The following is a 17,963-nucleotide window of genomic DNA, read 5'->3' as shown; positions in this document are numbered from 1 at the left end:
TGGTTTCCGGGTTGACCCACCCCGAAGCTTCCGGAAGTGAATCTTAGTTGATCCACTGTCCGGACGCTTCGGGGCGCCTCAACGGCATTGGAGCTAGCCCTGTAGTACTAGCTGGTGGCCCTGGCACGAACGTAACCACCCTCGGCGGTCTGGACCGCCACCATCGCCTTGTCATGCTCGATGCCCGTGCGAAGGGAAATCCGAGATTCTGGCCGACAGGACGACGTGCTCCTTCACCCAAAAGCACGTGACATGACAGGAGCCTGCATGGCCATCGTGGTTCACATCGCCCGCCGGACGGAGCTGGAAATCTACCGCAACCTGGTCTGGGCCGCATAGTGGACATGGGGCCTCAGCGTCGCCGATACGCTGACCCGTGTCACCACCACCATCGTCGTGCGCCTGCGCCGGTGACCCCGGGGAAATCAAGGCCGGGCTGGATGAGATAATGCTGACGGACTTCCAGCGCGGCCGCCTCGATGCCATAGAGCTGGTGTTAGCGGCGCGCGATGCCCAACCCAGCCAACGTACTGTCTTCGTTACGAGCTCAGCCGAGCATCAAAGAACTCGATGATGCGTTCGGGGTGGCGCTGGAACCAGGTATATCCGTCCCAGCGGGACGTGGAGTCCTCGATCCAGAACATGTCCTTGTCCTTTGCTGCCACCGCATCGTAGGTGGACTCGAGGTCCCATGGTTCGACGAGGTGATCGTGGCGGACACCGTAGGTCAGGGTCGGAATGGCTACCGACGGAGCCCAGTGAATCGGAGAGGAATCGGCGAGAGTCACGCTCGTGAACAGCTGCTGCCGGCGATCGACCTCGTCCACGTACTGACCGAGCCCAGCATCGGTGAGCTGGTGCTCGAGGATCAGGCGGGGTGACAGAAGCAGTGGAGCCACCAGCGCTCGCACGTCCGAGAATGCGGCCGGGTCGTCGTGGATAGCTCGGAACGTCGCGTTGGCTCCCATGCAGCGGGCAAAGATGCCGGTCTTCATATCGGCGAGCTCGCGGTTGTTTCGGACATAGTCCAGGGCTCCCCGCACATCGCGAGCCTCAAACCGAAACGCCGATTGGACGCCACCGTTGGCGGTACCACTCTGGCCGAAATTGCGGAAGTCGAACGCGAGGACGTTATACCCGTGGTCATGAAGCACTTTGTAATCGGCAACGAAGTTGATGTCGTAGTCGTTGCCGACTCCGAAGCTCGACTTCCACGGCTCGATTCCTGACGGAAATCCTGCGCGGCTGAAACCGAATGCATGAGCGCAGATGATCAGCCGGTCCGACACCGCGCGGGGGATGAACCAGGCCTCGAGGGGCGTACCGTCGGTGGAAGGGAAGCTGAAGTCGGTGAAGTCCAACCCCTCCTCCGCAGGGGTGTGCAGCAGAGGTGAGCGTGTTCCGTGGGCGATGGCTCGGGCAATCGCGTCGAGAGTCGCGCTGATGTCCGGGTCAATCGACTGGTGGTCGGTGGTGATCAGGTCCGTTGACACCGGCTCTTCCTTTCGTTCATGATGGTGCGTATATGATCAGATTAACAAGACATGCGACGAGATGGTTGCCTACAAGCGCCAATTTCTTGCCAAATCCTTCCACCTGGAGCAGACAGTGGCTGACTTGGTCTCGCTAGCTGAGCGGAAGAACAGCCAGTCCACGGACACCGCCGAGACCGACTCATTGCTGCAGGAGCTGACGCGGCTCGCGTTGGAGATCGATGCCGACCCGGTGCGCCGGTCTGCGCTGCCGGGGGTGCGGATCTACGTCGAGCCGCTGCCGACCTCGGCTCTTCCTGTTCTGTTCGACCCCGTGCTCTATGTGGTCCTGCAGGGCGAGAAACAGCTACTGCTCGACGATCGGGTCGTTCGCTACAACCAGTCCCAGCTCGTTATCGTCACAGTGAACCTGCCCGCGCTGGCGCAAGTGCTGTGCGCCGGCCCGGGAACGCCGTACGTCGCGGTCGGGGTGCCGCTCGACCGAAGCACGGTCGCCGAACTCATGTGCCATGTGGCTCGACGTCCTCGCCGGTCAACGAGGCCATCTCGGTACACGCGGCACCCACTGACATCTACGATCCTCTCCGGCGCCTCCTGAAACTGTCGAAAGACCCGCGAGCGGCGAAACTGTTCACTGCTGACGCAGTACGTGAGATCGCATACCACGTATTGACCAGCCCTCAAGGCGACGCCCTACGACAGCTGGTGAACTACCACAGCCCCCTTGCCCACGTGGCGCAGGTGGCATCTCTCATGACACAGAACCTCGATGTCCCACTCACCATGGCGGAGCTCGCGAGCGGTGCGGGTATGAGCGTGACCAGCCTGCATCGTCATTTCAAGTCAGCAACCGGCACAACACCCTTGATCTATTACAAACGCCTCCGTCTACACGAGGCTCGACGTCAGAGCATCGCGGAATCCCTCAGCGTGACGCAAGCGGCAGCGGCAGTCGGATACGCAAGTGTTGCGCACTTCAGTCGGGACTACAAGCGAATGTTCGGGCGCTCCCCCCTGCACGATTTCTCCGCCCTCCGGAAATCAAACTAACAGGCCGCGGGCTGTCAGTTTAATTTCCGTGTAACCTTTGGTGGCGTTGTGTGATTGGTCTTGTTGATCATGTAGTGCCGTGGTGGAGTAGGACCAGGGCTGCTGCGACGATGTTGCCGATGCGCCAGGGGCAACCGCGGTTGCGGCGTAGGGCTTTGTAGGCGGTTGTGAGCAGTGAGTTGGCTCGTTCGTCGAGGCAGCTTAGGGCGCTGTGGATGGCGTTGTAGGACTGTTGGTCGGTGGCGAGCTCGCCGTTTTTGGTTTTCCTGAAAGGGATTGTAAACGTCTCGGGTTCGCCTTCGTAGCCCAAGTCCGCCAAGGCGTGGGCGCCGTCGCTGATCCAGTCGGTGATCCGTGTCAGTAGATCGGGGTCGGCGCGCGCGGCGCTGGTTGTCGTGTTCGCGACCGGGGCGTACATCGGAGGTCCACAGCGGCCGCCCGTCCGGGGCGGACATAACTTGCATGTTCCCACCGTGATGGTGATGCTTGCCCGACCGCCACAGGTCCACTCCGCGGGTGGACCGGGCACGGAGAGTCGATCGGTGTGGATCAGCGTGCCGTCCACGATCACCTGCGAGTGACCAGTCGCTTTCGCCGCCGCCATCAGCGCCCCACGCAGAGACGGCTTGCGCGGTACATCGAACTGTTCTATAACCGGAGGCGTCTTCACGCGGCGAACGGATACCGGCCTCCTTACGAGGCCCGCATCGAGTATCTGAAACTGCAGGGAGTAATATAAGGAAACGCAAATTCCGCAGTCCGGAAAATCTGGGGCCTTCCAGGCTGCCGGTCGCGTGCCAGGTGCCGTCAGGCGCTACCGCGATCGCGAGCACGGTGCCGGTGTGGCCGGCCAACACAGTCCGCTCAGTCCCCGTCGCCACGTCCCAGATGCGCACCGTAGCGCCGATGTAGCCAGCGGTGGCAAGCCAGGTCCCGTCCGGCGCCGCCGCATGCACCCGGCCGGAGACGGAGCCGGCCAACGCGGCCCGCTTGGTCCCGGCGGGCAAGTCCCAGATTCACACGCTCCCGTCGCTGCCGGTCGCCAGCCAACTGGCATCCGGCGCCAGCGTCACCCCAGATATCCTCCGTCTGTGGCCCTTCAACGCGGTTCGCTCGCTCCCGGTGGCTACGTCCCAGATCCACACCCGCCCGTGGACGCTGCTGGTCGCCAGCCAGCTGCCATCCGGCGCCACCGCCGCCAAAAACATTCTGCCTACGTGGCTGGTAAATACAGCTCGCGTGGTTCCGGTGGCTACGTCCCAGATGCGCACTGTCCCGTCTTCGGTGCCGGTGGCCAGCCAACTGCCATCCTGCGCCACGGCAAGCGTATGCAGCCAATGCGGTGTGTCCGGTGAACGTACGGCGCAGCGCGGATTGGGGCAGATCTGGCAGCAGCCAGCGGTTGGTGAGCCTGGGAATGGTGCGGTTGCGGGTGAGGGCGGTGACCTGGGCTCCCCAGTCTGGGGTATGGGCCACACGGCTGTACAGGATGTCGATCCGGGACAGGGTGGGGTCTGTGGGGGCAAGCAGGTGCGCGGTCTGCTCGAACAGCCGGTGCAGCCGGGCGCATTTTGGGGTGTCGATCAGGGTCAGATCGGCATCAACCGCGGTCGGACCGGCCTGGGCCAGCCGGGTGGTGACCCACCGCAGGTCTCCGCCCAGGGCTTCGGCGGCACGGATCCCCCGGGCGGCGAGGAGATGCTCGATCAGGTGGTCCCGCAGGTAGCGCGCAGACTCGTCCAGTTTCCACCACGCCGTTTCCTGACCGCCATTCTCACGGTGCTTTTCAGGACGAAGGGATGGGGCGAGCGGAAGATCGGCCGCGACGGTCTGCAGTAGTACCTGGTGCAGTTCAACCAGGCCCCCCAGGCCGAGTTCCTCGCGCAAGAAGGCACGAACCACGTCGTGCATGCCCACCATGCCACCATCGCTGGTACCGGTCACCGTGAGCAAGACCAGCCGACCAACTCTCGCGCACAACGCGCGGTTCGCCATCAGGTCCAACCCACCGGTGGCCCGCCACCGCCGGCCGACCAGTCCGACCGGCACCGTCTCGTCCTCGACGAAGATCGCCAACTCGGCGAACCGGGTCCGTTCCGTCTGCGTCGACAAGCCGGTGCTCGCCTCGATCGTGGCCGCCACCGCCTGCCGACGCTGGTGGGGGTCGTTGATGTCCAGCGGTTGCCCAGCCTCGCCGGTCAACTGATCAAGCTTCAACGCACCCGACCGGCGCAACCGATTCACCAACTCGCGCGCCCGCGCGGCCACGTCCGGATCCGTCATGGCCTGGTCGGCGAGGACCTTGTTCACCAGCCGCAGCAACAACGGCCACCGGCCCGTTTCCGCCGCCAGCCCCGCCACGAGCTGTGCGGGCATTGGCGCCAGGCCGGCGGTCAGCATCGCCCTAGCCTGTTCTGCTGTGACCTGATCCACCCGGACCGGCACGCACTCACCCGATACCAGCGACGGGATCCGAGTCTCCGCGATCCCCGTCCGCAGCTCGGCGCCCGGCTGGCCGCGAACCCCGCGGGATCGGTTCGGCTCGCTAGTTGTTGTGGGCCCTCACAATGAGGGTGTATGCTCGAAGTCGAGGTGAAGCGAATGAATGAGTTCGAGCTGTCGGAACACTTGCTGACCTGTGTCACGAGGATCCGCAGGGTGCTGGATGAGCGCCTGAAAGAGCACGGTCTGTCCGTGGCTCGGAAGCGGATGCTCGGGGCGTTGACTGAAGGGCCGGTGCGGCAGGCCGCGCTGGCCTCGGCGTTCGAGGTCGCGCCGCGGACGGTCACTGAACTGGTGGACGGGCTGGAGCGTGACGGCTTTGTGGAGCGCCGGGGCGATCCCCAGGACCGAAGAGTGCGTCTGGTGTGCATCACCCCTGCCGGCCGCCGCGCCAACGAGCGGGCGATGATCGCTCGCGCGGAGGTGATCCCCCAGATGTTCGCGGACCTGTCCGAAGAGGACAGAGCGGCACTGTTGCGGATGCTCGTCGCGGTCGACAAGCGCGTCGCGTCGATGTCGGCGGCCGGGCTGGGCGCCGGGGACCGCAGCGCGGTCATTCCCCTTGATGCGCCGTTCATCGCCGGCGACGTGCAGCGATGAACGCTGTCGACGCCGCTGGTGACTAGTGCGGACTGTGGTCGCACGGCCGCAGATGTGACAGGCCCGATGGCGGCGGCCCCTTAACGGCTGCGAGAACTCGGATTCTTCCACGGACGGGTGATCGTCGCAGGTGCCATTGCCTTTCCCCGCCCAGGCCAGGCGGACCGACAACAGCTGCGTCGCTGGCTACACGAACGCAATTCACGCCGTGACTATCGCATGGCCGCGAATTATGGCATCCGGACCTGGCGAACGGTCAACTTGCCGTTGATCTCTTTCTGGGGAACGGTTGTGTCCGTCGGTCCGTGCTGTCTTTTAGGTGTTGTGGAATGTATAAGGAGGATGTTGTGACTACAAATGACGTAACGCAGATCGCCCAGTTGGTGCTGTGGGAGCGGCAGGCCCGAGTGCGGGGGCTCGCGGATCAATTGGGGGACTGTTTTCATCCCGATGCGACGGTCACGACAAGCTGGGTACAGGGCAGCGCGCAGGCGTTTGTGGCCGGGGCCCGGGCAAGGTCCGCCGGCAGCAGCGGTCCGATCGTCAACCGGGTGGGTGCGCCGGTGGTCCGGCATGCCGGGCAGCGCGCCGTCGTCGAATTGCCGTCGACCACGACCCGGTGGATCCCGGTGAACGGCGTCGAGTCGGTGCTGGTGTCATTCATGCGACTGCTCTACCGGGCCGAGTCACGCGAAGGCGTGTGGCGGATCGATTCGCTGACGGCGATTAACGAAGCCGACACGCTCGAGTCGGCTGTTCCCGGAGCCGACCTGCACGTCGACCCCGGTGCGCTCGGGGGACTCCGGCACTCGTACCGGTTCCTGGCCTACACCCGGTCCCTGGAGGGCGAGACCGTCAGTCCCGACCTGTACGGCATCGACCGGCCCGACGCCGTCGACTCGCTGTACGACGAGGCCTTCACCTGGATGGGCGCGCAGCGCGCCGATGAGGAAAGCCGCGCATGACCGAGGCGGACGAGCTTCCCACCAACTGGGGCCGGTGGGGCGCCGACGACGAGCGGGGCACCCTCAACCTGATCACCGATGACGTCCGGGCGCGGGCGGTCGCCGAGGCGCGATCCGGCCGGACCGTCTCGCTGTCCCGGCCCATGCCGACCACGCCGCTGGTCGCGGGACCGGCCGCCGCGTCCGGCGCGGCGTCGACCGCCGTGCTGCAGGCCGGGCTGTACACCGGCGCTTCCCCCTTCGCGATGGCCGAGCTGGTCGTGCTGATGACGCACAGTCCCGATGTGACGCACTTCGACGCGCTCGCGCACCAGGTCATTGATGGCCAGGTCTACCCGGGCAAGCCGCTGGACGAAGCCGGCGGCCCCGCGGGCTTCCGGCACGGGTCCACCGCGATCTTCGCGCAGGGTGTGGTCACCCGGGGCCTGCTACTCGATCTCGCCCCCGGCGCGGCCCTGCCGGCCGGACATGGCGTCACCGGCGCTGATCTGGACTCCGCATGCGATCGAGCCGGAGTTGAGGTGCGTAGCGGGGACGCGATCGTGGTGCGCGGCGGCTGGGACTACGCCGCCAGCCGCGACCGTCATCTGCCGGGGATGACCCTGGACGCCGTGTCCTGGATGCACCGTCATGACGTAGCCGTGTACGCCGGTGACATCGGCGACGCGCACCCGCCGGTCGACCCACGTGCGCCGGGCGCGCTGCATCGCGTTGGCCTGGCCCGCCTGGGTATGCCGCTCGTCGACGTCGCCGACCCGGAAGAATTGGCCACTGCCTGCGACGAAGAGGGGCGCTACAGCTTCCTCTTCGTCGCCGCGCCACCCCGCCTGGGCGCCGCCAGCGGTGTCCCGGTCAATCCGCTGGCGATCTTCTGACCGAGCCGATCGTCCCCGTAACGGTCGGCCGGCCCCCATCGGATATCGAGAATCATTCCCAAGGAGGAGTTTAGTGAAGACCGAATCACGCATCGATCGCAGTGATCTGTTCATCGGCGGCGCGTTCGTCGATGCCGAATCCACTGCTCGCTTCACCGCGGTCAACCCCGCGACCGAGCAGATCGTCGGCAGCGTGCCCGACGGCAACGAAGCCGACGTGAGGAGAGCGGTCGCCGCCGCCCGCCGGGCTTTCGCGCAGTGGCGCACCACAACCGGAGCCGAGCGGGCTACGGTCCTCAACGGCATCGCCGACGGCATCGCCGAACACGCCGATGAGCTCTCCGCGCTGGTGGCACGACAGAACGGCGCCCCCAGGTGGTGGGTCGAACAGGACGTCCGCATCGCGGAGATGGTCTACCGCAACGCCGCCGCACAGGCCGCCGAGCTGCGGTCCGAGGAGATCCTTCCCGGTGGCGAGTACGGCAATCTTATCTGCCGCGAGTCGATCGGCGTGGTGGCCGCCATCGCGCCGTGGAACTCTCCGACGGCCCTCATGGGGATGAAGGCCGCAGCCGCGCTCGCGGCCGGCTGCACCGTCGTGGTCAAGCCGGCACCGGAGACGTCATTGGACAGTTACCTGCTCTCGGAGATCTGCCGGAAGGCAGATGTCCCCGCGGGCGTGGTCAACGTCGTCACCGGCGGCGCGGGCACCGGTGCTGCTCTGGTCGCGCACCCGGGAATCGACAAGGTGTCCTTCACCGGTTCAACCGAAGCCGGGAAGGCGATCGCCACCACGTGCGCCCAGGCACTCAAGCCGGTCAACGCCGAGCTCGGCGGCAAGTCGGCCGCCGTGCTGCTGGACGACGCCGACCTCGAGACCTTCACCGATGCGATCCCATGGCGGTGCCTGCCCTATTCAGGTCAGGTCTGCCACTCGATCACCCGGATCATCGTGCCGCGTACGCTGCGTGACCAGGTTCTGGAGGCCGCCGCGGCCAAGCTCGCGAGCATCCCGTTCGGTGACCCGACCGACCCGGCGACCATCATGGGGCCGCTGGCTACCGCGGGCCAGCGCGACCGCGTCGAGGGCTACCTGCGCAGTGGCCGGGAGCAGGGCGCTCGCCTGGTCACCGGCGGCGGCCGGGCGGAGGCCTTCGGAACCGGCTTCTACATCACGCCGACCATCTTCAGCGACGTCGACCCGTCGATGCGAATCTTCTCCGAGGAGATCTTCGGTCCGGTCCTGACCGTGTCGGCCTACGACACCGAGGACGAGGCTGTCGCCCTGCACGACGCGACCGACTTCGGGCTCAGCGGCGCCGTTTTCAGCCGCGACATCGACCGCGCCAGCGCCTTCGCACGCCGGCTGGCCACCGGCGAGGTGCTGATCAACGGCCGTCACGGCGCACCCGACGTCAACCTCGTGCGCAGCTTCTACAAGCACAGCTCCCTTGGCGACGGCATGGACCTGGTGTCGGGCTACCTGCTGACGAAGTCCATCCCGCGCCCGTAGGGCTCAACGGTCACGAGTCCGTTACCACCGCAAGCAGGCCGAGCTTTCAGGGAGTGAACTGATGTCCGAAGTAGACTCGACGGTGCGGCGCGTGATCGGCGTCGAGGAGCACGCATGGACGGCTGAGCTGCGCGACGCGTTGCTCAAGTTCGGGGGCGACGAGACCGTCAACATGCTGAGCAGCCAAGAGGACACCGATCGGCGTTTGCGCGACGTCGGGGACGAGCGGCTGGCTCGGATGGACGCCGCTGGGGTCGACCTGGAGGTCCTGTCGATCACGTCTCCTGGCACCCAGCCGCTGCCCCCCGCGGAGGCGGTGCCGTTGGCCCGGGACGCGAATGATTTCCTCGCGGACGCTGTCCGCGCGCGACCTGACCGCTTCGCCGCGTTCGCCACGCTGCCAACATCGGATCCGGAAGCCGCGGCTCGGGAACTGGAGCGCTGCGTCGCCGACCTCGGACTGGTCGGCGCGCTGCTCTTCCCTCGCACCGGCGAGCTGTACCTCGACCACGAGAAGTTCCGGCCGGTGTTCGAAGCAGCGGCACACCTGCGGGTGCCGCTGTATATCCATCCCGCGCTGCCACCCCAGTCCGTTCGAGACGCTTGTTTCAGCGGGTTCGACGACCGGACCAACATGATCCTGTCGGCGGGCGGCTGGGGATGGCACGTGGACGCGGGTCTGGCCACCCTCCGGCTCATCCTGGCGGGGACCTTCGACCGTCATCCGGACCTGCAGGTCATCCTTGGACACTGGGGCGAGACGCTCGTGCCGTTCGCTGACCGGGCTGACCTGCTCAGCGCGGCCAACCCCCAGCTCCAGAGATCGATCCTCGACTACATCACCGCGAACCTCAGTGTCACCGCCGGCGGCATCTTCAGCCACCGCATGCTGAGGCAGGCGATGGACGTGCTCGGACCGGACCGGGTGATGTTCGGCGACGACGATCCCTACGGCGGGTCAAAGGGCCGGTTCGGCGGGAATGGCGGGGCGCGGGCCTTCGTGGAGACCGCCCCGATCGACCCGGATGAGAAGGCGAAGCTCGCCCACCTGAACGCGGAGCACTTTCTCGGATGCTGAGCCCGTTGCCGCGAAGCCCGGCGTGTGATCGGCGGCGAGCCAACCCGTTTCCGGCGCGCCGGGCGAGACTCCGATCATCGACTCGGACGTAGGAGAGGATCATGAGCCCATCCGATCTCGAGGCCCAAGGGCCCAAGCCAGGCCCCGCTTCTGATGGATCTCACTCTCGGGTGCCGGCGACGGTGTCGCCGGCACCCGGGGCACCAACCCGCACCGACGGTGTCGGCGGGTGGTTACGACGGGTTGCCAACCGGGCGGCGGCCTCCGACCCGGGCCTCGCGCGGCTGCACACCGCGACCAGAATGGTGCTCGGTCTCCTGGTGGCGCTGGCCATACTGCTCGGCGTCACCCAGATTGCGGGACAGCCGTTCACGGTTGCCATGCTGGGCATGATGGTAGCGATGGTCGCGTCCATGTCCCTTGTGGACCCGCAGCCGGCGCAGCGGCTCATCACCGGGCTCTTGATGCTGCTTGTCGCCGCCGTTTCGGTCACCTTAGGAGCGCTGCTCGCGCCCTACCCCGTCGCTACCGACTTCGCGTTCGTCGCGATCGCGGCCGCCGCCACAGCCGTGCAGCGCTTCGGTCCCAGGTGGGTCGGCCTTGGCCTCGCGGCCTTCATGACCAACTTCTTCGCAGTGTTCCTTGGCGTCGACTTGGCGACGTTGCCGTGGCTGTTCCTCGCGGTGGCGATCGGCACGGCGGTCAGCGTCGCGATGACGTTCGCCATGCCGACACGTCCCGGCTGGCAACGCCGTCGTGCGTTACACACCCTGCTCGCCCGCCTCAGGTTGCTGCTGGAGGTCGTCACGGCAGGCCTGCGCGGACACCCCTTCGACGAGCAGTACAACCGTCGGCTAGTGGGGCGGCTGGAGCAGGTCGGCGAAACCAGCTTGATGATCGATCGGCTGCTCGATCCCGACACCGACGACACCGACGACACCGAGGCGCTGCGCCTGGGGCTGTTCGACGTCGAGCTCGCGGCCGGAAACCTTACCCACGCATGGCGGCACGCCGTTTCAGGTTCCGGTCGCGGCGCGGACGCGCTCGCCGTCGGCACGGTCCGTGACACGCTGGCAGCCGCCGTCGACGAACTCGACGCCGGGCTCGGTCGCGGGGCTTCGCGACGACGTGCCGAAGCTGACGCCCTGGCCGAGCGTGTCCGAACCGCGCCGTCCACCCTGCCGGAGTACCGGCTGGTCGCGGCAGCGCTGGGTAGTCTCGCGCGGTCAACTGGATGCCTCGACACGCCTCCCGCCTTCGAAGCGGAGCCGCTCCCGCGCAGTGCTGGGCAACCGGTGCCACCGGTCCACCATGAAGGAAGCCCCATCACCGGCGGCGAGGAAGCCGCACTGGACGAGCTGCCACCCGCCGCACAGCTGTCATGGCTGCAGCGGCTTTCCTTCTCCCACCGCAGGACCATCCAGGTCACGGTGGCCACGGCGCTGGCGATCGTGGCCGGTGAGCTGCTCTCACCGGAACGCTGGTACTGGGCGGTGATCGCGGCCTTCGCCGTCTACGGACCGACGGTGTCCCGCGGCGAGACTCTCGTCCGCGGGTGGAGCAGGGTGGCAGGCACCGTCCTTGGCGTCGCGGCCGGAGCGGTGGTCGCCAGCCTCGTCGCGGGGAACGTCTCATTGTCCGTCTGTTTGATCTTCGTCTCGCTCTTCATCGGCTTCTACCTGATGCAAGTGTCCTACGCCTATATGGTCACAGGCGTCACTCTCATGCTGGCCCTGCTGTACGGGTTGCTCGGCACTTTCAGTGTCGGGCTCCTCATCACCCGCCTCGAGCTCACCGCGGCCGGCGCGGCTATCGCCATCCTGGTCGCGGTCGTGCTGCTGCCCATTCACACCCGGTCGACCGGGCACGGACACTTGCGCTCCTACCTGGCGGCATTGGCCGAACTCGTCGACAGCGCCGGACGCCGACTGTCGAACGTCACGCACGACGACTTGACCGCACAGGCCCGCCGCCTGGACCCATTGCTCGCCGCCGCACGCGCCGCCGCCCGTCCACTCACCGTTGGCCTGATGCCCCGCAGCGGGCGCCGCGGCGTCCTGCGCAGCCTGGGCATCCTGGGATACTGCACCCACTACGCCCATGGATTGGCGCGGGTCAGCCAGACCGTCGACGACCACGCCACCCGACAGGCCTTCGCGGCGTTCGCAGACCGCGTCCAGCGGGACGTCAACGCGCTATCCGACATGCTCGGCCGGACCCCACCGCGCGCCCTCCCCGCCCATGACGACCTGATCGCCGCCGTGTACACGACGGTCGGTGTCGGACAGCCAGAACTGATGGTCGCAGCTCGATGCCTGCACAAAATCGATCTGGCTGTCAGTCAGCTCTCCGCGGACCTCACCAGCCGCGATTCCGGAAACCTCGCGATCACCAGCGCGGCCTCGAGAATCCCGTGAGGACGGAGCTGGTGCCTGCGATGGCTCAGGTCACGTGTAGTTCGGGGTGATCTGCTTCTGCTCGGTGAAGTCGTCGAGGCTTGGCCTCGTCGCCGAGGCGGCCCAGACCGCTGCCTTTCCAGCCGCCTGCCAGTCGCCTTCCGCCGTTTTCACGGTGAGGTCGGCTCAGCGGTTTGATCGAGATGAGGCCCGCTTCGAGGTGCTGGGTGACGCGCAGTTGTCTGGGAGGGAAGGGAGAGCTTAGACGCGCCAGAGGCCGCCGTCTGCGACGATGGTCTGGCCGGTGACGAACGCGGAGTCGTCGCTGGAGAGAAAACAGACTGTGCCGACGATGTCGGCGCCCGTGCCCACGCGCTTGATCGCCTGCATTTGCGCGACCTGTTGAAGGATTTCGTCGCCGATGAAGTGCTCACCGCCCGGCGTGCGCGAAGCGGTCGGGGCAACGGCGTTGACCGTGATGCCGAACGGAGCAAGATCGGTCGCCAGAGCCCGGGTGAAACCGATGACGGCCCCCTTGCTCGCCATGTAGTGCGTCATCTGCGGCACGGCGAGCCCCAGCGAGTTCGAGGCGATGTTGACGATCCGGCCCCACTCGTTGTCCCGCATGACGCCGATGACGGCCTTCGCCATCAGGAACTGGGAGTCGACGTTGATTTCCTGGGTGCGTTTCCACTGGGCGAAGTCCAGTTCGAAGATGTCCTTGAACGGGAATACCCCAGCGTTGTTGACGAGGATGTCGACCTGGCCGGCGAAGCACAGTATGTCCGGGGTGATGGCCGCGACCTGGTCGGGATCGGAGATATCGGCCCGCAGTGAGACTGCCCTGCGGCCGATCCTTCGGACCGCGTCGGCGGTGTCGGTCGCGGACTTGAGATCGACTGCGACGACATCGGCTCCACGGCGCGCCAACTCGCAAGAGATCGCGTGACCGAAGCCGCCGGCGGCGCCAGTGACGACAGCGATGCGCCCCGTGTGTGAAGAACTGACACTTGAGAACATGGAACGCTCCTGATTCGGCCCTGCGCGCCCCGGAAGAAAGTGTGGGGGAGTGGCCGGACTCCCGCGGCGCGCACACGGGAAGATGCGCTTACGGCCCCGGCCGTCGTGGCAGGTCCACGCAGACCGTCCCGCCGGTGGCCCGTGACACGCACAACGCCATCTCGGTGTCGAGATTCTTCTGACGTTGGCTGAGGAAGACGTCGCGGTGGTCCAGGTGGCAGTCGACCTCCAGGACCGGAACGACGCAGAGACCGCATTCGCCGCGGAGGCAGTCGGTCATCACCTCGGCCCCCGCCCGCTCCAGGGCTTCTGCCGCCGTGCTTTCGGCGGGAACCCGGGTGCGGATGCCCAGTCGGGGGACCCACACGTCGAAGGGCTCGGCCGGCTGGGTGCCTCCGCTGCCGAAGCTCTCGAACCGCAGCAGTCCCGCCGGGCGTCCGTCGGCGGCCCAGGCCCGGGCGGCCGCAGCGAGCATGCCCGGCGGACCGCACACGTAGAGCTCTGCCGCTGGTGCGAGCCCCTCGACGAGCTTGGGTATGTCGACCCGCTCGCCGCGTTCGTCGACGGCGATGTGCACGCGGTCCGGATGGTCCGCGCGGAGCTCGGTGAGGAACGGCATGTCGGAACCGCGGCGTCCCGCGTAGTGCAGCTGATAGTCCTGGCCGCGGTCACGCAGCACCCGCGCCATGCCGATCAGCGGCGTGATCCCGATGCCACCGGCCAGCAGCACACACGGCACACGCCGGGTGGTCAGTGCGAAGGACCGCAATGGTGGGCTGACCCGCAGCGCATCACCGGCTTGCAGCGTGTGCATGAACGTTGACCCGCCCCGGCTATGCGGCGCGAGCCGCACGGCGATGGAGACTCCCTCTGGACGTCGGCCATCGTCAACGACGGAATACGAGCGGATGATTTCTCGTTTCGAGGCCGGGATAACGACGTCCAGGTGCGCCCCGGCACGGCTCCGGGCCGGGTGGCCGGGGACGTCCAGGACGATGCGGCGCACGGTGTCGGCGACCAGGATGGATTCGAGGACGGTGGCCTGTTCCCAGGCTGCGGAGTGGCGGTGAGCCATCATCGGTTCCCGGCGATGGCGCGGTTGCCGACGCGGTCGGCTTCGGTGCCGATCAGCCGGTCGAGGAGGCGGCGCACCCACATCCCGCCCGCGTCGATGTTGAGGTTGTAGAAGGCGTATCGGGGGTGGGCGTCGATCGCGTTCTGCTGAGCGTCGAGCATGGCCCGGTCTTCTTCGAAGACGCTGTGCACCAACTCCACCTGGGCACGGGTGAACTCTTCGTCCTCGAGAGAATGGTCGCGCAGCCGGAGCCAGAAGTAGTTGGCGGTGCGGTCTGTCTCCGGGGTGATCGTGTTGACCACGTAACCGCGCGTGGCCCAAGTGAAGTCACCTTGCTCGGCGCCTGTGTCGGCGATCGCCACGCCGGCGTCGATCACGATTGTGGCCGGGGCGTGCCAGCGGATGATCTGCCAGCGGTCGATGGGACCGCCGTCGTAGTCGGCGAATCGGTGCCGCATCTCGGCGAGAATCGCCGGTGGCGGGGTGATGCCGCGCATCCAGCGGCGCACGGTGACTGTCGTGTCGGTGTGCTCGACGGTGAACGGCGACTCGGCGACCGCGTCGTTGCCGATGCTCGAGCCGTGCAGGAACGTCTCGTGGGTCAGGTCCATAAGATTGTCCAGTACGAGGCGGTAGTCGCAGTCGACGTGCAGCAGCTCACCACCGCCCGCGCAGGCCGGATCGGTGTTCATCGAAAGATCGGGGATCAGGTCCGGGTCGGCTAGCTCGGGGTCGCCGAGCCAGATCCAGCACAGTCGGTGCCGGTCGATCACGGGGAAGGAGGCGACTGAAGCGCTGGGGTTGATCGTCTCTTGGGATGGCATGAACGTGCAGCGCCCCTGCGGGTCGAAGGTGATGCCGTGGTAGCCGCACATCAGGTTGTCGCCGCGTAGCCGGCCCAGCGACAGTGGGACTAGGGCGTGTCCCGTGGATCATGGAACGGGGTCTCGGAGCCAGATCCTGATTGAGGCGACATCACTAGTCCCGCGGAACATGTAGTCACGCTTGTCATACCGAGTGGCCACCGCTCGATGGTTCTTGAGTTTGTTGATCGCCCGCTCGACAGCGTTGCGCTGCGTGTACAACTCTGGGTCGAATGCCGGTGGACGACCACCGTTGCGGCCACGGCGCGACCGGTTCTTCTTCTGGTCGGCGGGCTCGGGAATGGTCGCGACGATCCCCCGTCGCCGCAGGTAGGACCGGATACCCCGACTAGATCGTTGACCGGTATTTCGGTGCTGGTGGCGACACGTGTGCCGGGTGCGTGACCATGTGGCGAAGGGCGTCCATGATCGGCGTTGCAACCCAACGTCGACGATGGAGGCCGAGTGGACGCCGATCTGGACATCCTTCTGATTGCACTCTACGTCGAACTGGAAGATCGGATCATCCCGGCGCACGGAACACGCCGCCGGGGACCAGGCCGCCCACCGACGGTCACTGACGCGGAACTGGTGTGCCTGGCGGTGGCGCAGGTGTTGCTGCGCTACAACGACGAACACCACTGGCTACGGGCCGCCGCGTCCCGGGTGGGGCACCTGTTTCCCCGCATCCTGCGGCAAAGCGAGTACAACGAGCGACTCAAAAACGCCGCGCCGTTGATGGAGGCAGCATTGAGATGGCTCGCTGAGCGCACCCCAGGTTCAGCCGAACCACTGCGGCTGATGGACGGCACCCCCATCGGCTGCGGCCAGTCGAAGACCACCGCACAACGCTCGAATCTGTTCGGCTGGGCCGGTTACGGCTACGAGTCCGCGCACAGCCGCTACTACTGGGGTGCCAAACTGCTGCTGATCACCACCCCGGACGGCACGGTCACCGGGTTCAGCCTGGCCAACCCCAAACTCATGGGGGAACGCGAGCAGACCCGCCAAACCCTGACCAGCCAGCCCACCAACCGCCCCGCCGCAGGCAGCACGGTGGTCACCGACAAGGGCCTGTCCGGCCAGGGCACCGAAGAGTTCTTCACCGACCTGGACCTCCAACTGATCCGCCCCGCCCGCCGCGACGAGAAAACACCCCGGCCGTTCCCCAACTGGCTACGCCAGCGCGTCGAAGCGATCATCTGGACCCTGAAGAACCAACTCGGCCTCGAACACCACAACGCCCGCGTCCCCGCCGGCCTCTGGACCCGCATCATCCAACGCCTACTCGCTCTCAACGCAGTGATCTGGCACAACTGGACAATCGGAGCACCCACCAAGCGATCCCTGACCGCCTACGACCACTGACCAGCAACAAAATCCCGGTCAACGATCTAGAATACGCCTTGTCGCACAACACATGACCAGGCTTGGTCCGAGGCCGCCCACGGCCACGACGTAGGATCTTGATCCCTGCCATCAGCCAGTGCCGCAGGGTGTGGGACTGTCCCGGGAACGGTGTTTTCGGCCCGACACGCCGGGCTGAGGTCCGGCGGGATGGGCACTGTGAGTGATGACATTGGATGCTGTGAGTCCACGCAAGAGCGAGAGTGAGACGGGGCGGCAGCTGTCGCCGGAGCAGGCCGCCGCGGCGGCGATGGTGGCCGAGGCGAAGGAGCGCGGGCTGGCGTTGACCGGCCCGGACGGGCTACTGAAGCTGTTCACCAAGAATGTGCTGGAAACGGCGCTGAACGAGGAAATGACCGAACATCTCGGGCACGAGAAGAACCGGGCCGATACTGGTCGCGGTTCGACGAATGTGCGCAATGGAACGCGTCCGAAGACGGTGCTGTCCGACGCTGCGGGTGAAGTTCAGATCGACGTTCCCCGAGACCGTGACAGTTCGTTTGAGCCGCAGATTGTGAAGAAACGGCAGCGGCGTTTAGGCGAGGTCGACGAGATCGTGTTGTCGCTGTATGCGAAGGGCATGACGACGGGTGATATTTCGGCACATTTCGCTGACATTTACGGCGCGTCGGTATCGAAGGAAACGGTCTCAAGGATCACGGACAAAGTCGTGGGCGAGATGACGGAGTGGTCGAACCGTCCACTGGATCCGATCTATGTCGCGATCTTCATCGACGCGATCCATGTGAAGGTCCGCGACGGGCAGGTCACCAACAGGCCTGTCTATGCCGCCATCGGCGTCACCGTGGACGGACAAAAGGACGTCCTGGGCCTGTGGATGGGCACGGGCGGCGAGGGAGCGAAGTTCTGGATGAGCGTCCTGGTCGACCTGAAGAACCGCGGCATCGGCGATGTGTTCTTCGTCGTGTGCGACGGACTGAAAGGGCTGCCGGATGTTGTGGCAAACGTGTGGCCGCTCGCGATTGTCCAGACCTGCATCATTCATTACCCCGACATCGCGGTTATGCCGATATATGATCGATCAGCGCAGGTCGGCGCGCTGTGGGGGCTTGCGATGTCGGCATAACCGCGGGTCAATTGATGCTTGTCTGTCCGTCGTTTCGGA

The 17,963-nt window shown here is 66.2% G+C and carries 17 protein-coding genes and 5 pseudogenes; 12 read left to right on the top strand and 10 right to left on the bottom strand.

Going from position 1 to position 17,963, the window contains the following annotated elements:
* Window positions 1-539: 539 nt before the first annotated feature.
* Window positions 540-1,493, bottom strand: coding sequence for an alpha/beta hydrolase (locus QMK34_RS37865; RefSeq protein ID WP_326419584.1), 954 nt, complete (start codon window positions 1,491-1,493; stop codon window positions 540-542).
* 61 nt (window positions 1,494-1,554) lie between these two features.
* Here QMK34_RS37865 and QMK34_RS37860 point away from each other — a divergent pair.
* Window positions 1,555-2,123 (top strand): annotated as a pseudogene (locus tag QMK34_RS37860) (AraC family transcriptional regulator); the annotation flags it as partial.
* A 123-nt stretch (window positions 2,124-2,246) separates the two neighbouring features.
* On the top strand, window positions 2,247-2,543 hold the full coding sequence (locus QMK34_RS48125) for a helix-turn-helix domain-containing protein (protein WP_442785311.1): 297 nt from the start codon (window positions 2,247-2,249) through the stop codon (window positions 2,541-2,543).
* 67 nt (window positions 2,544-2,610) lie between these two features.
* On the opposite strand, the gene QMK34_RS37855 is transcribed toward QMK34_RS48125, so the two are convergent.
* The 3 genes and pseudogenes from QMK34_RS37855 to QMK34_RS48115 all read right to left on the bottom strand — a co-directional run bounded on the left by QMK34_RS37855 (window position 2,611) and on the right by QMK34_RS48115 (window position 3,862).
* On the bottom strand, window positions 2,611-2,961 hold the full coding sequence (locus QMK34_RS37855; RefSeq protein WP_326419582.1) for a transposase family protein: 351 nt from the start codon (window positions 2,959-2,961) through the stop codon (window positions 2,611-2,613).
* A gap of 22 nt (window positions 2,962-2,983) precedes the next feature.
* A pseudogene (locus QMK34_RS48120) lies at window positions 2,984-3,400 on the bottom strand (hypothetical protein); the annotation flags it as partial.
* Window positions 3,401-3,559: 159 nt separating this feature from the next.
* Window positions 3,560-3,862, bottom strand: a complete 303-nt coding sequence (locus QMK34_RS48115) for a WD40 repeat domain-containing protein (RefSeq protein WP_442785309.1) — start codon at window positions 3,860-3,862, stop codon at window positions 3,560-3,562.
* Between the two features lie 211 nt (window positions 3,863-4,073).
* Between QMK34_RS48115 and QMK34_RS48110 the strand changes: the two genes are divergently transcribed.
* The 8 genes from QMK34_RS48110 (at window position 4,074) to QMK34_RS37820 (ending at window position 12,493) form a co-directional block, all read left to right on the top strand.
* Window positions 4,074-4,382: a hypothetical protein gene (locus QMK34_RS48110; RefSeq protein ID WP_442785308.1), complete on the top strand. Its 309-nt coding sequence runs from the start codon at window positions 4,074-4,076 to the stop codon at window positions 4,380-4,382.
* 70 nt (window positions 4,383-4,452) lie between these two features.
* Window positions 4,453-4,749, top strand: a complete 297-nt coding sequence (locus QMK34_RS48105; RefSeq protein WP_442785307.1) for a hypothetical protein — start codon at window positions 4,453-4,455, stop codon at window positions 4,747-4,749.
* A gap of 371 nt (window positions 4,750-5,120) precedes the next feature.
* Entirely contained in the window at window positions 5,121-5,645 is a 525-nt protein-coding gene (locus QMK34_RS37845; protein ID WP_326419580.1) for a MarR family winged helix-turn-helix transcriptional regulator, read from the top strand.
* A 347-nt stretch (window positions 5,646-5,992) separates the two neighbouring features.
* Window positions 5,993-6,610 (top strand): nuclear transport factor 2 family protein, encoded by a 618-nt coding sequence (locus QMK34_RS37840; protein ID WP_326419579.1) that lies wholly within the window; start codon window positions 5,993-5,995, stop codon window positions 6,608-6,610.
* A complete protein-coding gene (locus QMK34_RS37835; RefSeq protein ID WP_326419578.1) occupies window positions 6,607-7,485 on the top strand; it encodes a cyclase family protein in 879 nt (292 codons plus the stop codon). The genes QMK34_RS37840 and QMK34_RS37835 overlap by 4 nt, the downstream gene beginning before the upstream one ends.
* Before the next feature lie 73 nt (window positions 7,486-7,558).
* Window positions 7,559-8,998, top strand: coding sequence for an aldehyde dehydrogenase family protein (locus QMK34_RS37830; protein ID WP_326419577.1), 1,440 nt, complete (start codon window positions 7,559-7,561; stop codon window positions 8,996-8,998).
* Between the two features lie 61 nt (window positions 8,999-9,059).
* Entirely contained in the window at window positions 9,060-10,076 is a 1,017-nt protein-coding gene (locus QMK34_RS37825; RefSeq protein ID WP_326419576.1) for an amidohydrolase family protein, read from the top strand.
* 302 nt (window positions 10,077-10,378) lie between these two features.
* Window positions 10,379-12,493 carry an FUSC family protein gene (locus tag QMK34_RS37820; RefSeq protein WP_326419575.1) on the top strand — a complete coding sequence of 705 codons (2,115 nt, stop codon included), beginning with the start codon at window positions 10,379-10,381 and terminating at the stop codon, window positions 12,491-12,493.
* Between the two features lie 30 nt (window positions 12,494-12,523).
* On the opposite strand, the gene QMK34_RS37815 is transcribed toward QMK34_RS37820, so the two are convergent.
* The 6 genes and pseudogenes from QMK34_RS37815 to QMK34_RS48100 all read right to left on the bottom strand — a co-directional run.
* Window positions 12,524-12,646 carry a hypothetical protein gene (locus tag QMK34_RS37815; protein ID WP_326419574.1) on the bottom strand — a complete coding sequence of 41 codons (123 nt, stop codon included), beginning with the start codon at window positions 12,644-12,646 and terminating at the stop codon, window positions 12,524-12,526.
* 87 nt (window positions 12,647-12,733) lie between these two features.
* Window positions 12,734-13,492 carry an SDR family NAD(P)-dependent oxidoreductase gene (locus tag QMK34_RS37810; RefSeq protein ID WP_326419573.1) on the bottom strand — a complete coding sequence of 253 codons (759 nt, stop codon included), beginning with the start codon at window positions 13,490-13,492 and terminating at the stop codon, window positions 12,734-12,736.
* 88 nt (window positions 13,493-13,580) lie between these two features.
* Entirely contained in the window at window positions 13,581-14,567 is a 987-nt protein-coding gene (locus tag QMK34_RS37805) for a PDR/VanB family oxidoreductase (RefSeq protein WP_326419572.1), read from the bottom strand.
* Window positions 14,567-15,259 (bottom strand): hypothetical protein, encoded by a 693-nt coding sequence (locus tag QMK34_RS37800; RefSeq protein WP_326419597.1) that lies wholly within the window; start codon window positions 15,257-15,259, stop codon window positions 14,567-14,569. The genes QMK34_RS37805 and QMK34_RS37800 overlap by 1 nt, the downstream gene beginning before the upstream one ends.
* A 123-nt stretch (window positions 15,260-15,382) precedes the next feature.
* Window positions 15,383-15,478, bottom strand: a pseudogene (locus tag QMK34_RS37795) (Rieske 2Fe-2S domain-containing protein); the annotation flags it as partial.
* 21 nt (window positions 15,479-15,499) lie between these two features.
* Window positions 15,500-15,784, bottom strand: a pseudogene (locus QMK34_RS48100) (IS5/IS1182 family transposase); the annotation flags it as partial.
* Window positions 15,785-15,895: 111 nt separating this feature from the next.
* On the opposite strand from QMK34_RS48100, the gene QMK34_RS37785 reads away from it, so the two are divergent.
* Window positions 15,896-16,798, top strand: a complete 903-nt coding sequence (locus QMK34_RS37785) for an IS982 family transposase (protein WP_326419571.1) — start codon at window positions 15,896-15,898, stop codon at window positions 16,796-16,798.
* A 205-nt stretch (window positions 16,799-17,003) separates the two neighbouring features.
* Window positions 17,004-17,843 (top strand): annotated as a pseudogene (locus tag QMK34_RS37780) (IS256 family transposase); the annotation flags it as partial.
* Window positions 17,844-17,963: the final 120 nt, after the last annotated feature.

The sequence above is a fragment of the Amycolatopsis sp. H20-H5 genome (assembly GCF_035828755.1).
In the GTDB taxonomy this organism is placed as follows: domain Bacteria; phylum Actinomycetota; class Actinomycetes; order Mycobacteriales; family Pseudonocardiaceae; genus Amycolatopsis.
The sequence above is the reverse complement of the archived record's forward strand: the minus strand, read 5'-3'. Positions and strand labels throughout refer to the sequence as shown.

What these genes read in the sequence shown, in the direction of transcription:
- QMK34_RS48125 (WP_442785311.1), top strand. Translation starts at nt 2,247, where the DNA reads ATGACACAGAACCTCGATGTCCCACTCACCATGGCGGAGCTCGCGAGC.
- QMK34_RS37855 (WP_326419582.1), bottom strand. Translation starts at nt 2,961, where the DNA reads ATGTACGCCCCGGTCGCGAACACGACAACCAGCGCCGCGCGCGCCGAC.
- QMK34_RS48105 (WP_442785307.1), top strand. Translation starts at nt 4,453, where the DNA reads ATGCCCACCATGCCACCATCGCTGGTACCGGTCACCGTGAGCAAGACC.
- QMK34_RS37845 (WP_326419580.1), top strand. Translation starts at nt 5,121, where the DNA reads ATGCTCGAAGTCGAGGTGAAGCGAATGAATGAGTTCGAGCTGTCGGAA.
- QMK34_RS37835 (WP_326419578.1), top strand. Translation starts at nt 6,607, where the DNA reads ATGACCGAGGCGGACGAGCTTCCCACCAACTGGGGCCGGTGGGGCGCC.
- QMK34_RS37825 (WP_326419576.1), top strand. Translation starts at nt 9,060, where the DNA reads ATGTCCGAAGTAGACTCGACGGTGCGGCGCGTGATCGGCGTCGAGGAG.
- QMK34_RS37820 (WP_326419575.1), top strand. Translation starts at nt 10,379, where the DNA reads ATGGTGCTCGGTCTCCTGGTGGCGCTGGCCATACTGCTCGGCGTCACC.
- QMK34_RS37810 (WP_326419573.1), bottom strand. Translation starts at nt 13,492, where the DNA reads ATGTTCTCAAGTGTCAGTTCTTCACACACGGGGCGCATCGCTGTCGTC.
- QMK34_RS37805 (WP_326419572.1), bottom strand. Translation starts at nt 14,567, where the DNA reads ATGGCTCACCGCCACTCCGCAGCCTGGGAACAGGCCACCGTCCTCGAA.
- QMK34_RS37800 (WP_326419597.1), bottom strand. Translation starts at nt 15,259, where the DNA reads ATGAACACCGATCCGGCCTGCGCGGGCGGTGGTGAGCTGCTGCACGTC.